This window comes from Nostoc sp. C110 (assembly GCF_043099725.1).
GTDB lineage: Bacteria > Cyanobacteriota > Cyanobacteriia > Cyanobacteriales > Nostocaceae > Nostoc > Nostoc muscorum_A.
Genome location: NZ_CP171148.1, coordinates 4,185,313 through 4,198,236, shown reverse-complemented (window position 1 = coordinate 4,198,236; position 12,924 = coordinate 4,185,313). Strand labels below are relative to the sequence as shown.

12 protein-coding genes and 1 riboswitch are annotated in these 12,924 nt (G+C 44.0%); of the genes, 4 read left to right on the top strand and 8 right to left on the bottom strand.

What is annotated here, in order from left to right; translation table 11 throughout:
- Nucleotides 1-33 precede the first annotated feature (33 nt).
- The 5 genes from ACFFRD_RS23420 to ACFFRD_RS23400 form a co-directional block, all read right to left on the bottom strand.
- A complete protein-coding gene (locus tag ACFFRD_RS23420) occupies nt 34-741 on the bottom strand; it encodes a precorrin-2 C(20)-methyltransferase (RefSeq protein WP_114084811.1) in 708 nt (235 codons plus the stop codon).
- Nucleotides 741-1,367 (bottom strand): precorrin-8X methylmutase, encoded by a 627-nt coding sequence (locus tag ACFFRD_RS23415; RefSeq protein WP_179071623.1) that lies wholly within the window; start codon nt 1,365-1,367, stop codon nt 741-743. The genes ACFFRD_RS23420 and ACFFRD_RS23415 overlap by 1 nt, the downstream gene beginning before the upstream one ends.
- A 183-nt stretch (nt 1,368-1,550) precedes the next feature.
- The gene (gene cobG / locus ACFFRD_RS23410) at nt 1,551-3,263 is read right to left on the bottom strand and encodes a precorrin-3B synthase (protein ID WP_392477755.1); all 1,713 of its coding nucleotides are present in this window, start codon (nt 3,261-3,263) and stop codon (nt 1,551-1,553) included.
- A riboswitch (cobalamin riboswitch) is annotated at nt 3,221-3,328 on the bottom strand. It overlaps the preceding gene by 43 nt.
- A 450-nt stretch (nt 3,329-3,778) precedes the next feature.
- Entirely contained in the window at nt 3,779-4,195 is a 417-nt protein-coding gene (locus tag ACFFRD_RS23405; protein ID WP_392477754.1) for a hypothetical protein, read from the bottom strand.
- A gap of 194 nt (nt 4,196-4,389) precedes the next feature.
- Nucleotides 4,390-5,295: an FAD-binding domain-containing protein gene (locus ACFFRD_RS23400; RefSeq protein WP_392483152.1), complete on the bottom strand. Its 906-nt coding sequence runs from the start codon at nt 5,293-5,295 to the stop codon at nt 4,390-4,392.
- 107 nt (nt 5,296-5,402) lie between these two features.
- Between ACFFRD_RS23400 and bcp the strand changes: the two genes are divergently transcribed.
- The 3 genes from bcp (at nt 5,403) to ACFFRD_RS23385 (ending at nt 7,928) form a co-directional block, all read left to right on the top strand.
- Nucleotides 5,403-5,882: a thioredoxin-dependent thiol peroxidase gene (gene bcp, locus ACFFRD_RS23395; protein ID WP_179071620.1), complete on the top strand. Its 480-nt coding sequence runs from the start codon at nt 5,403-5,405 to the stop codon at nt 5,880-5,882.
- Between the two features lie 205 nt (nt 5,883-6,087).
- Nucleotides 6,088-6,714, top strand: a complete 627-nt coding sequence (locus ACFFRD_RS23390) for a restriction endonuclease subunit R (RefSeq protein ID WP_392477751.1) — start codon at nt 6,088-6,090, stop codon at nt 6,712-6,714.
- A gap of 5 nt (nt 6,715-6,719) precedes the next feature.
- Nucleotides 6,720-7,928 (top strand): cysteine desulfurase family protein, encoded by a 1,209-nt coding sequence (locus ACFFRD_RS23385; protein ID WP_392477750.1) that lies wholly within the window; start codon nt 6,720-6,722, stop codon nt 7,926-7,928.
- Here the strand turns inward: ACFFRD_RS23385 and ACFFRD_RS23380 are convergent.
- On the bottom strand, nt 7,876-8,832 hold the full coding sequence (locus ACFFRD_RS23380; RefSeq protein ID WP_392477748.1) for an aldo/keto reductase: 957 nt from the start codon (nt 8,830-8,832) through the stop codon (nt 7,876-7,878). The two genes, ACFFRD_RS23385 and ACFFRD_RS23380, sit on opposite strands and share 53 nt — an antisense overlap.
- A gap of 315 nt (nt 8,833-9,147) precedes the next feature.
- Here ACFFRD_RS23380 and ACFFRD_RS23375 point away from each other — a divergent pair, with 315 nt between their 5' ends.
- Nucleotides 9,148-9,342, top strand: coding sequence for a hypothetical protein (locus ACFFRD_RS23375; RefSeq protein WP_392477747.1), 195 nt, complete (start codon nt 9,148-9,150; stop codon nt 9,340-9,342).
- A gap of 110 nt (nt 9,343-9,452) precedes the next feature.
- Here the strand turns inward: ACFFRD_RS23375 and ACFFRD_RS23370 are convergent, their stop codons facing one another.
- Entirely contained in the window at nt 9,453-10,502 is a 1,050-nt protein-coding gene (locus ACFFRD_RS23370; protein WP_175586902.1) for a cyanophycinase, read from the bottom strand.
- A 440-nt stretch (nt 10,503-10,942) separates the two neighbouring features.
- Complete coding sequence (locus ACFFRD_RS23365) at nt 10,943-12,760, bottom strand: vanadium-dependent haloperoxidase (protein ID WP_392477745.1); 1,818 nt, start codon at nt 12,758-12,760, stop codon at nt 10,943-10,945.
- Nucleotides 12,761-12,924 lie beyond the last annotated feature (164 nt).

Below are 12,924 nucleotides of genomic sequence, written 5' to 3'. Positions count from 1 at the left end.
AGGAATCCCCGACCGTTTACGGCGGGGAGGATGTCAAAGTCGATTCTTAGTTGGGATCACAATCATTGAGAAATAGGGTACTTTATCTGGATCAACTTCATCCAAGGGTATGATGCGTTGCTGTGATGTTGATGCCCGCTCAATATATCTTGCCCGTGATGCTAGCCCTAATTTATGCAGAATATCTCGTACTTTAGTAAAGTGACGACCTAGCTTCATAATTGCTGCTGCATCAGTCATCAACAAATGTGTAGTCAGTTCTTCTGCTGGCAATGGAGCGGGTAAGACTGTGAGAATATCGGTGTAGTAGGTGAAAGGTACACCCAAAGCTACCGGACAAGCCATCAGCGAGGAAACTCCGGGGATAACTTCTGTTGGGTACTCTTCAGATAATCGTGTGAAAACGTACATAAAGGAACCATAGAAAAATGGATCGCCCTCGCATAGCACTACCACATCTCGACCTGCTGCTAAATGGTCGGCGATTGGTTGAATTTCCTTGTCATAAATAGACTTGGCCTTTTCTGGTTCTAAAGCGCGGGGGAGGTGAAATAACACCTCGATTTGATTACCAGGAAGATATTGCGCCACGATCGCTCTAGCGACACTTTCTTTATCTGTGGCTGATTGATAAGCTACCACAGGAGCCGCACGTAATAGCCGCAATGCTTTCAGAGTCAATAATTCGGGATCGCCTGGGCCGACACCAATTCCATAGAGACGACCTTTGATTTTGCTCATTATTCTTCCTCCGTTGCCAGGGCGTTAACTGCGGCGGCTGCGATCGCACTTCCACCGCGCCGACCGTGTAATGTTAAAAATGGTACATTCCTGCTATCTGCTGCCAGCGCCGCTTTCGATTCGGCTGCACCGACAAACCCCACTGGAAAGCCTAAGATAATCGCAGGTTTCTTAGCTCCCTCATCGAGCATTTCTAAGAGTCTGAATAGTGCTGTGGGCGCATTACCAATTGCAATTACCGATCCCTCCAGGTGCGATCGCCATAATTCCAATGCTGCCGCCGACCTTGTAGTACCCAGACGCTGGGCCATTTCTGGGACTTCCGGCTCGTTGAGGGTACAGATAACTTGATTGTTTGCAGACAAACGTCGCCTAGTAACGCCATCAGCAACCATCCGGCAATCGCATAAAATTGGCGCTCCTGCTGCTAGCGCTGCTCTTGCGGATTGCACTGCTGTTGGTGAATATCCCAAGTCAGTAACAATATCCGTCATTCCACAGGCATGAATGAGACGCACCGCAACTTTTGCTACATCTGGCGGCAGCATATCTAGGTTTGCTTCTGACCGGATGATTGCAAAAGAATTGCGGTAAATTTCGTTGGCATCTCGGATATAGTCTGGCATTCGATTTGGGATTTTAGATTTTGGATTGATTTGTTAATTAACCGCAGAGGCGCAGAGAACACAGAGGAAGAGAAGCAGGTTTCTAAGTATTTATTAAAGGATTTACGCAAAATACCTCTCAAACTCTATATTTTTCCGTGTTCTCTGTGCCTCTGTGGTAGCCTGCGGCAAGCCGCTTTGCGTCTACAATTTTTCTGCATATCGATTAGCAAATTCCCCAAAGGACTCATCAGAATTTAGGCGTTGAATTTGATATACATCTAGCATCCGCTTTATTAATGCAGGTAGTTCCGCAAAAGTCACATATTGATATATTTCCCGTCCAAATTTATGCTCACTGTCACCAACATAAACGTGATAACCTTCTACAGTTCCATTGCCATCCTCAATGCTGACACCGAGCAAAGTAATATCACTCTTGCTATGCTGGGCACAGGATTTTTCGCAGCCAGTAAAATGGATATTAACTGGGCAATCCAGAGTAACGCGAGTTTCAAGATACTCTGCTAATGCCAACGCATGACTTTTAGTGTCCGTGGCAGAAGAGGCACAACCTTTGTTTCCAGAACAGGCAATTAATGCACTCTTGATGTTAGTTGCTGAGGTATCTAATCCTAAGAAAGCAATTTCACTTTGGACATCACCAACCCATTGCTGAGGAATATCTGTTAGCAGCAAATTTTGCCAGGGGGTTAACCGAAGAGTGCCGCTACCATATTTTGCTGCTAAATCTGCCAAACCTTTCATCTGCTTACTCTCCAAGCGTCCAAGAAGTAACACCAGACCAATGTAAAATAAGCCTTGCTGACGTTGGGGATGGATGCCAATATGCTGATATTTCCTCTCTCCTTGCAAAAGATTAGAGAATTCCTCCCCCTTCCCTACCCTACCGTGTACACACAAATCGGAGTTACTTTGAGATCCGGGTTTTACCCCCCTTAATCCTCCCTTGGAAAGTGGGGAAAGAAAATCTAGTTCCCTCCCCTTTCCAAGGGGAGGGTTAGGGTGGGGTAATTCGATAACTTGTGTGTACACCGTAGCCTTCCCTACCAGGGAAGTGGGTTGGGGGGTTAGGTCACTGCATAAAAGAGAAAAAGGTAGACGCTGCTGAACTTCTTGCAGATAATTTTCACAACCCAAAGTATTCAATAACTCTAAGAGACGTAGCCGACGCTTACTTGTAGTATTAGTATGAGCTAGATAGACCTCTGTTAAAGCTGCTAAGACGGGTAAACATTGCTCTGGTGTTAACAAAATCCCCGTATCGCTAGGCGGTTGACCCTTTGCGCCAACACTGAGATAGAGACGGAAGTAAACATCAGCATCGACTAAGACAGCAGCAAATAGGATATCATTCAAGCGATCGCACACCCGAATTATTCCACCACCATCAAAGCAAACGCTAAATTTTGCCGAGAGTCCCGAAAGCGCCGGATGTGCAGCAATATAATTATCCCAATCTTGCACAAACGGGCGAGTGTCGATTAATTCTTGAGGGTCAATACCAGCAGTTGGGCTGGTCATAATATTACGGATATGGTCTACAACAGAATTGCGAGAACCCAATCCCATATCCTGTAGATACTGCAAAACCTCACTATTTATCCCCGTGCGAATTTCGCGGACTTGTAGGTTAGCTCGATTAGTGACATCAACATAGCCACCACCATGCTGGTCTGCTATATCTGCGATCGCACGGCACTGCTGACTACTAATAATTCCACCTGGTATTCTAATGCGAGATAATATACCATCGGCGGCGGGTGTAGCATAAAACAAGCCAGGACAAGTGGCAAATCCAGAAAGCAAACTTGGAACTCCTTCCCCGTGCAACGCAGGGAGTAGACGGTGAGTGTGACATCTTGAGAGTTGGCATTCTGACTTGGGTGATCCCATCACAGCTGCGGCACAGTCCCGGAATTTCACCGGAGTTTCCCAACACCAAGCTTTAATAATTTAGCACGAGAAGGTAGTTAGGAAATTTAATGTGTCGCGGAAGTCCCCACCCTCAATGTACTCATACTCTTGGGGATAGGGAGCGGGGGATAAGGATTGCATCTGGAATTGATTTTTTACTTGGTAAAAACAAATTTTAGATACTTCGACTACGCTCAGTACAAGTGTATGACGAATCCCCAGAATTTTCTGGTAGGATATTGAAGTCTTGACCATCAATGCCATAAGCGAAAACCAAGCTAATAGGTATATGTTGCAAGAATAAAGATTTGGGTCTTGGGAACCAGGATTCCTGCCCTTGGAGGGAATGTCAGACCAATAGAATTACGGAGTTCTGGAGGCTATTCCCGATGAATTGGGAAGCCCCGTCCGTCTTACGACGGGGTAGTTCACTAGTTGGAGTTGCGATCGCAAAATCTTGCGTCTGTTGCTAGAAAAAGCGATCGCTAATTTGGCTATTCAAAAACATAATTTTGAGCCACTTTCCAATAGCGCGAGAACCGTTTCAGGTCAATATAGCCATCATAGTCAAAAAATGGTTCGACCTCTAACGTTTCCACTGCTATAGAACCCTCTATTTGATTGCAGATATCATCAAACCGGGGACTGGGACTGTTTGCTGTGACGACTAAATTCGCATCATGTTCTTTCGCAAAAGCTAAAATTTCTTGTCCCACATCGCCACGACGAATAACAACGGGTAACTCTAGCAAGCATTCGTAAATAAACGTGAGGCGTTTAAGACTCAGTTGCCATTCATCTATCAAAGCCTCATCCCAAACCCAGATAGCTGGGGCATCGGGGTATTTTTGTAGTCCGGGGTTGTATGGACTGAGGCAGTCTCCATGCACCCAAACAATTGGTTTAGTCATTTGTCATTTGTCATTTGTCAAGAGTTATTATTATCTTCCTTGTCCCCCTTGTCCCGAATTTCTCACGTATTGTGTGGGGGGTGTGGGGAGAAAGAGGAGGAATTGAATAACTGCACATCAATGAACGCTGCATTGCCTCCCACACCTCCCACAACTCCCACACTCCCCACACCCCCCACACTCACGCTCATTTCTCACTTGTGAGAAATCCAGGCTTGTCCCCCTTGTCCTCCCCTACTCCCCCTGCTTCCCTTCCCTTTTTTATCACGCTGCCAACTTTGGCTATTGGCTTGTTTACTAAATTCTCCTTTGGGAAAAAGTCGCTGTTCTAATTCTTCATAGCTGCCTTCAAAATCACAATGACCGTAAAGCGGACATTGCTGGCAATAAATGCCTTCAGTGTAGCGTTCTAAGTTCTCACGATTGAAAAAATACGGTTTCTGACTAAAGGTGCTGGCAACCCACTGCCATGACATATTATTGCTAGCAGGATCACCATCTAAAAGGTGTTCAAGAAACCACTTAGCTCCTGCTTGCCAACCAATACGCCGCCAATGGACAATGTAAGCCGCTAGCCACATTCGTGCGTGGTTATGTAGATAGCCAGTTTCTTTTAAATCATGGCTAAAACTGTCGATGCAAACCCTACCTGTGGTTCCTTGTCTGATATCTTGCGGTAATTCAGGTAAATATTCAGCCACAGTATAACCAGTTTTGTACTCTTCCTGGTCTTTCCAGATTTCATCCCCTAACTTCACATACAACCGTTGCCAATAGTCGCGCCAACCTAACTCATTAATTAGTTTCGTAGCATCGTTTTTTTGCTGTACCTGGTCAAGGACATAATCTCGAATTTCTCGCAAACTCAAAACGCCATAACGGATATAGGGCGAAAGTCGCGTCACCGCACCTGTGAAAAAATTACGTGTTTGTGCGTAATGTACCGGGTCGATTTTTTGCAGCGCTTCTTGTGCTGCTTTCCGTCCCCCCACTGTTTCGCTGATGTGGTCATCGCGTCGTGCCGCATCTGGGAATTGTTCGCGGAGATAGGCTACCAACTCATCGCGGTTGGTAAATTCGCGTTGCATATCTTTAGACATTGTAAGCAAATTATGAATGGGTGCGTAGGCGTAGCCCGCCACAGGCATCGCTCAATAGCTCAACGTTATGTACAATTCTAAAACGATCGCAATCTCTCACACCCATCATGACCAACATTCCCCAAATCGGACAACCAGCGCCAGATTTCTCTACTCCTGACCAAAATGGCAATTCAGTCACTCTTGACGACCTCAGCAGTCAGTGGGTTATCCTCTACTTCTACCCCAAAGATGACACACCCGGTTGTACCACCGAAGCGAAAGATTTTACCGAGTTGTATCAAGACTTCGGCGAACTGGGAGCGAAAATCTTAGGCGTGAGTCCAGATTTGGGTAAATCCCATTGTAAATTTATCAGCAAACATAACTTGTCAATCACCCTCTTGAGTGACCCAGAACATATTTTGACAGAAGCCTACGGTGCTTGGCGCTTAAAAAAATTTATGGGAAAAGAATATATGGGTGTTGCTCGTTCAACTTTTCTCATTTCACCTGATAAAATTATTGCCTATACTTGGCCGAACGTAAAAGCCAAAGGTCATGCTCAGGCAGTTTTAACTAAATTACAGGAATTAGCAGCCACGTAAAATTCTCAGTGAGTCTTAATAAATGTCAGCAAAACTTCAATAAGTGAGGAACTATGGCTATTTGCGTGTAAGTTTGCCAAAAAATGGTCTTTTGTTGTTTATGATTCAAGTCAAAGAGTCTCTTCAGAACAAGAATTGTTAACGTTATGCCAAACAAAACTAGGTTTTGTTTAGTTAGATAGTATTATGTAGAGTTGCATAAATTATGGTTCAATTTATCCAAGCACAAAATATTGGGCTTGCCTATTTGGAGGAAAAATTTAGTTTACAGCTAGCCGAAGATGAGGTATTCTTCACGGAATGGTTTGAAAATTTACCGGAAATTACAGATTTAGAAAAGCAAGATTTAGACAAAATAAAACTTCATTTTCTCCGCTTAGTCAAGCGTCCTCCTTTGTCAGAAGAAACGGTGAAATTAGTAGTTTTATCTCCTTTACTCAATTTAGCTGGATTTTATGATGAGCCTTTTTATATGAGAGGCGAAGAATCAATAGGAATTTCTGCGGAAGATGAAGGAGAAATCATTAGAGGTAGAATTGATGTTTTAGTTATTCAAGAACAATTCTGGTTGTTAGTAATTGAATCTAAAAGGTCTAGCTTTTCTCTTTTAGAAGCCGTACCTCAAGCACTTGTTTATATGTTGGCTAATCCTAATCAAGACAAACCTACTTTTGGATTAGTAACAAATGGTAGTCATTTCATTTTTATAAAACTGACTAAACAAAATATACCAAAGTATGCGTTGTCTGATGAATTTACACTTTTGAAACGGAAAAGTGAACTGTATCAGGTTCTAAGCGTATTAAAAAATTTGAGTCAAAGTTTGAGTTAATAATTATGTCTATTCGCCCTATATACCTTGATTGCCACGCTACTACACCCGTAGATGAACGGGTATTAGCGGCAATGATCCCTTACTTCACAGAAAAGTTTGGCAACGCATCTAGTATTGGTCATGTTTATGGTTGGGAATCAGAAGCTGCTGTCAAAGAAACACGAGAGATTTTAGCAGCAGCAATTAATGCCACTCCCGAAGAAATTGTTTTTACAAGTGGTGCAACGGAAGCTAATAATTTAGCTATTAAAGGTGTTGCCGAAGCTTATTTTAAAAAAGGTCAGCATATTATTACTGTCGCCACTGAACATAATGCAGTTCTTGACCCTTGTAATTATTTAAAAACTCTCGGTTTTGAAATCACTATTCTCCCAGTTAAAAAAGATGGACTGATTGATTTAACTGAGTTAAACAAAGCTTTCCGTCCTGAGACAATTTTGGTTTCGGTGATGGCTGCAAATAACGAAATTGGCGTTTTACAGCCTTTAGCAGAAATTGGGGAACTATGCCATGCTTACAACATCATTTTCCACACTGATGCAGCCCAAGCTATTGGTAAAACTCCCCTCGATGTGCAAAAGATGAAAATTGATTTGATGTCGCTAACCGCACACAAAGTATTTGGGCCAAAGGGGATTGGGGCGCTGTACGTCCGCAGACGCGATCCCAGAGTGCAACTAGCTCCCCAGCAACACGGCGGCGGACATGAACGGGGAATGCGTTCTGGGACATTGTATACACCGCAAATTGTCGGCTTTGGGAAAGCTGTAGAAATCGCTTTGGCTGAACAAGCGACAGAAAACCAACGCCTCACCCAGTTAAGACAAAGCTTGTGGAAACAGCTTTCCCAACTTGAAGGAATTCATCTCAACGGCCACCCTCAACAGCGATTGGCGGGAAACTTGAATATCAGTGTTGAGGGGGTGGATGGAGCCGCACTTTTGCTAGGATTGCAGCCAGTGATGGCGGTTTCTTCGGGATCTGCTTGCTCCTCGGCAAATACTTCACCCTCCAGTGTTCTGACAGCACTGGGAAACCCCCAACAGCTAGCTTATGCCTCAGTGCGGTTTGGTATTGGACGGTTTAATACCCAAGAGGAAATTGATATTGTCGCCAAACATGCGATCGCTACTATTCAAAGTTTACGCCAGCCTTCTTCTATGGATTCTCGCGCAGGAAAGCAGCAATTTGATCTAGCTCCTGCTGATTGAGGCGAAATTCTCCAGCAGCGATAACTCCTTCCACCTGCTTGGGATTGCGTGCGCCAACGATCGCAGCCGTCACCGCCGGATTGTTTAAAGTCCAAGCGATCGCTACCTCTCCGGCGGAGCGATCGTGTTGCTCACCAATGTGCTGCAACACCTCGACTAACTTCAGGTTACGAGATAGACGTGGCTCCTTAAACTCATCACTCTTCTTACGCCAATCATCATCTGGTAAATTGGCAACTCGCTCAGATGTCATCTTTCCTGTAAGCAAGCCAGATTGCATTGGTGAATACACAATCACACCGATGTTATTTTCTTTACAAAAAGGCAGAATCTCGTTTTCAACATCGCGCTTAACCAATGAATAAGGCGGTTGTAATGAGGTAACTGGTGCAATCTCCTGGATACGCTTCAACTGTTCGACATTGAAGTTTGAAACCCCGATGTAGCGAACCTTCCCTTCATCCTTAAGCTTGGCAAGAGTCGTCCAGCCTTCTTCAATTTCTGTAGCAGGGTTAGGCCAGTGGATTTGATAGAGGTCAATGGTTTCAATGTCAAGTCGGCGCAAACTGGCTTCAACTTCCCGCCGTACAGAATCCGCTTTCAGACTACGACCAATTTCGCCCTTTTCATCCCAAATCATTGAGCATTTAGTGAAAATATAGGGGCGACTAGATCGACCTTTGAGCGCCTTAGCAACAACTTCTTCAGAATGTCCCAGACCATAGATAGCTGCGGTGTCAATCCAATTAACGCCGAGATCGAGAGCGCGAGCGATCGCTTCAATTGATTCTTGATCGTCTTGCGCTCCCCAACCAAAAGCCCAGCCACCTCCACCAATTGCCCAAGCACCAAAGCCAATCGGGGTAATGTGAAGCTCCGAATTACCAAGTTGTTTAGTTTGCATATCTATCTGATTCAATGATTTTTGAGTCAATTGCTAGTGTAAGCCGCAAATATTTTCTCAACCGCTATCTGCGGTGTGAATCACTACTAGTAGATACACGACAGTCAATCACTACTTCTGTAGGATTACTAAATCCTAAATGTTGTATTGAGACATACTACATATACACTAAACTTGCTTAAAGATAGTAAAAGTTGTCAGCAAAAAAATTGTAGGTTGGGTGGAGGCTTTGCGTAACCCAACATTCTGATATATGTTGGGTTGCGCTTCGCTTCACCCAACCTACGTTTAATGCACTATTATTTTAGTCTTGCCATGCCACTACACACACTATATATACTAAATTTGCTTAAAGATACCCTGATTAAAGTCAATGCTGCTGACCCTGGTTTCACAGCAACTGACATTAATCAATACCAAGGATACCGCACCGTTGAGCAAGGAGCGATCGCTACAGGAAATGGTTTTAGCGGAGGGCTTTTTGACGAAAATGGCGTGCTTCCTTGGTAGGGGCATTGAGAATTGGGCATTGGGAATTGAACATGAAGAAGAGACAAGGGAGACAAGAGAGAGACTTGTTCAAGAATTCCCCCTTGTCACTCTGCCCCCTGCTCCCTGCCTCAATATGGATTTGAATCAATTCGTCCCCTTTTGACACTCCTGAGATAGTACCCAGAGGTTGGTCTGTTTCTTAAGTTAAAGGTGTCGCCACTGCGAACTCTCCAAATTTTGTAATTAGAAAAGGTCAAAGGCGTTCGGGGTTCGCATACTTCCGGTATGTGATTACCAAGTACAAAGTACGCTGCTCCCCTACCCATAACTTTCACCAAACCGTTTTTATCCACAAGAACTGATGTACTTTCGCTAACCGCTATACCTAAAACACTGCTAGATACACCATCCTTAATTTGACGAGCAATGAAAGCCATAATTCGGCCCATTCTTTCCCGCCTATCGAAGTGCGTATCTACGATAGTTCCTTTTAAATTACTCCAATTGAAAAAGTTGTAGGTAAAGGTGATATCCCGGTAAGGATCTTCAAGAGCGTCTCTAGTTTCAATGCCTTTTTCTGAAGAAGCGCAAGCATCATAGACACAATCACTTTGGATCATCGCACCCGCACTAGTGCCACCAACACCGCCTCCCTTAAGGTAAACTGACTTAACGGCAGCCTCAAGCTTGGTATCTTTCCAATTGCGGATGTACTGGCATTGGTCGCCGCCAGCAAAAAAAATCACATCAGCATTTCTGACTTTTTCATAAATTTCAACTTTGTTTGCTTCTTGTCTATTGCGAATCAGAAGAGTTTCCACAGAGTTTACGCCCTTCATGGCAGAAATTAGCCGATTGTAATCGTGATTACCATTCGTGCGGAGAACTACAACATTAACCTTAGTAGCGGTGTTAGTACCTCCCCTAACTTGGTTAATCATCCACTGAATAGCATCATCAACATCGGGGCCACCCCCACCTAAGCTGAGGACTGGACCAGCTAAGGTGGGGCGGACATCAGAGGAAGGAGACGTGGAGGGGCGGACATCAACAGTGTCACCCAGAAAGTAGCGTTTCCAGCTTGCAATAAAACGGGTTATTAGGAAGGTTCCCATCTTCAACAACTTGATTCCTGTACTTTTCAAGCGCCTTGCTATGCTTGGGAATGCCTTTGTCATACTAAGCGTCTGGAGCAAACTGCAATTATTGCTAGGCTGTTACGCACTTTAATTGCTTATTTATTCGTGAAATTCGTCCTTTATCATTAGTCATTTATCAGTTGTCTTTTATCAATAACTAATGATAAATGACAGTTTTAACGAAAAAATGTGCAATTTAGATGCGTACTAGCTTAACTCTGGCACTAGAGAGGGTAGAATTTCCAGCGTACAGGGCTTGTACTGTTTTTTAACGCCATAACCCAGAGTAATTATTGATTCTCTATTCTAAGTAAGTTATTACGTATTAAATTTAACATTTGTGATAAAAATCAGGCGTTACTGATTAGATACATGAATCTTGGTATAGAGACGCGAAAGAATGACGGTACATTAACGTAGCCCAGTGCAATTTCACGTCTCTACAAAAGTTTTGAAATCACTAAATACCGAAAATCTGTTTAGACTGTGACTTTTGAACCGTCAAATTTTGTGAAGGTGAAACCATTGAATATTTCGTTGTAACCCAGTCTCTCATCCCTGAGAAGGCTAATAGCAACCTCTTCTCCCAAAGCCAAACTAGCTGAACCATCCGAACGCCAATGAATACCACCGTGACCGCGACCAATTGCATAGTTAGTTGCCAGTTTATTCAACTCTCCACCCACAGTTAGGGGTGGGCCACTATAAGGAATTACTTTTGTGGGATCGTTGGGATCGGGCACTACTGGATCGGGGATAACAAAGTTTTCATCAAAAAATGCTTTCAATAGTGTGACATTAACGCCAGCATTAGCAGCCGCACCACCCGTATACGAGGAATGGGTTGGTGATCCTTCTGGATATGCTTGGGGCAATAGATAAGTGCCAAAAGTGCTAAAGGTCTGAGCCAAAGCTTTGGAATTAAAGACCTCAGAATTAATCGGATATTGGGTTTTATTGACAATGTTGTTGTAAACTAGCCCACCGTAAGCTTCCGGGCGCAGAATGCGGTGTAAATAATACTTCTGCCAGTATGACGCTCTAATCACACGTGAACTACCCAAGTTAAGCAAAGCTTGTAAATGTCCTGCTGCAAAGGTTGCATTAGAACCAACTTGGGTATTCGATCTGACGTAGGGATTGCCTGGATTCAAAGGTGTACCGATGCTACCAAGAATCAAAGAGGCTCCAAGGTATGTAGGGCCGCCAATATGGGCATACTCACCTAAATCCCGAACTGTAGCTATATAACGGTTTTTGGGATCGTATTTAATAGACTTCCCAGAACTACCTCCATTCTGAATAGTCAACCATTCCTGGAAATCGAGTAGAAAATCATTACCAGGAAGAGCAGTACGAATCAGTGGCGAAACAGACTGAGTTCCCCAAGGAATAGTCCGCAACAAAAATTGTGAGATGTAAGGGCCATCTAGTACCCCTGGTGGAATAACATATTTTGTAGTTATACCTGAAGTGTAAAGATTGACGTAGTTGACGCTACCACGAAATAGAGTCTGAGGGGTGACACGGCCATTTTGTTTTGGCCCTCGGAAGGCCGAAAGGTTGTTGAGGTCTTCAACGGCTGCTAAAACTTTTGGGTTGTCAGTATTGTTTTGGAGCTTGGAAAGAGGTACATCTCGGAGTAAAGCTTGCCAGTAGAGTTCAACTGCTTCAGCAGCTCGTTCTGCACTAGCTAGAGCCGGTGGTGGTGGCACTGCTATCTGCGCTGCATTGATTCCTTCTAGACTAATTGCCAGGGGGCCTTGAGGATTGACCAACTTTCTGCCGCCACCCAAGATGATATTTTCGTAATCATTTGGATTTTGGGTTGTCAGTGCTTTGGTCAAAGAGTTGTAAGCTTCCAACTTAACTTCGCCAAGCCCATTATGTGGTAGTCCCCTACTGTCAGAGCCGATTTTGTTGGCATAACGCTCCTCATCGCCGTTAGTGGGATGCGGCGGAATGGGAATACTTCGTTCAACTCTGGCTGCTTCAACACGGACTCGATAGGCTTTATCAACAAAACTGTTGTAGTTGAATGGTCGATTATACCGCCTGTTAATATCTTGAGCTTGTACAACATCTCCTCCTTTCTTTGAGGAGAAAGGTGAACCGAAAACTCCTGCAACGACGCTAGCAGCACTAAATAAACCAGCGCGGCCGAGAAACGAGCGTCTGCTGGCGTGACTACCAAAAAAACGTTTGCTATTTACACGGGGTTGTTTCAGCTTCTCTATTTCGCTATTAGCCTGAGTATCTTGCTCGGAACCTTGATGAGAATTAGGATCTACTTGCATGAGATGTTCTCCACTGGCAAAAATATAGTTATGAGTGAATACATGAGCATCTGAAAGCTAGAACAACTAGCCATACATAAGACACCCAACTCCAGAGAAGCAGGGCAATTTAACCAGATTTAGGATGAAATCTGTGGTTACTCTACTGGAAGGTAACTTGCATA

Coding starts and splice junctions, on each gene's coding strand:
- ACFFRD_RS23420 (WP_114084811.1), bottom strand. CDS start 741: ATGAGCAAAATCAAAGGTCGTCTCTATGGAATTGGTGTCGGCCCAGGC.
- ACFFRD_RS23415 (WP_179071623.1), bottom strand. CDS start 1,367: ATGCCAGACTATATCCGAGATGCCAACGAAATTTACCGCAATTCTTTT.
- cobG (WP_392477755.1), bottom strand. CDS start 3,263: ATGGGATCACCCAAGTCAGAATGCCAACTCTCAAGATGTCACACTCAC.
- ACFFRD_RS23405 (WP_392477754.1), bottom strand. CDS start 4,195: ATGACTAAACCAATTGTTTGGGTGCATGGAGACTGCCTCAGTCCATAC.
- ACFFRD_RS23400 (WP_392483152.1), bottom strand. CDS start 5,295: ATGTCTAAAGATATGCAACGCGAATTTACCAACCGCGATGAGTTGGTA.
- bcp (WP_179071620.1), top strand. CDS start 5,403: ATGACCAACATTCCCCAAATCGGACAACCAGCGCCAGATTTCTCTACT.
- ACFFRD_RS23390 (WP_392477751.1), top strand. CDS start 6,088: ATGGTTCAATTTATCCAAGCACAAAATATTGGGCTTGCCTATTTGGAG.
- ACFFRD_RS23385 (WP_392477750.1), top strand. CDS start 6,720: ATGTCTATTCGCCCTATATACCTTGATTGCCACGCTACTACACCCGTA.
- ACFFRD_RS23380 (WP_392477748.1), bottom strand. CDS start 8,832: ATGCAAACTAAACAACTTGGTAATTCGGAGCTTCACATTACCCCGATT.
- ACFFRD_RS23375 (WP_392477747.1), top strand. CDS start 9,148: ATGCCACTACACACACTATATATACTAAATTTGCTTAAAGATACCCTG.
- ACFFRD_RS23370 (WP_175586902.1), bottom strand. CDS start 10,502: ATGACAAAGGCATTCCCAAGCATAGCAAGGCGCTTGAAAAGTACAGGA.
- ACFFRD_RS23365 (WP_392477745.1), bottom strand. CDS start 12,760: ATGCAAGTAGATCCTAATTCTCATCAAGGTTCCGAGCAAGATACTCAG.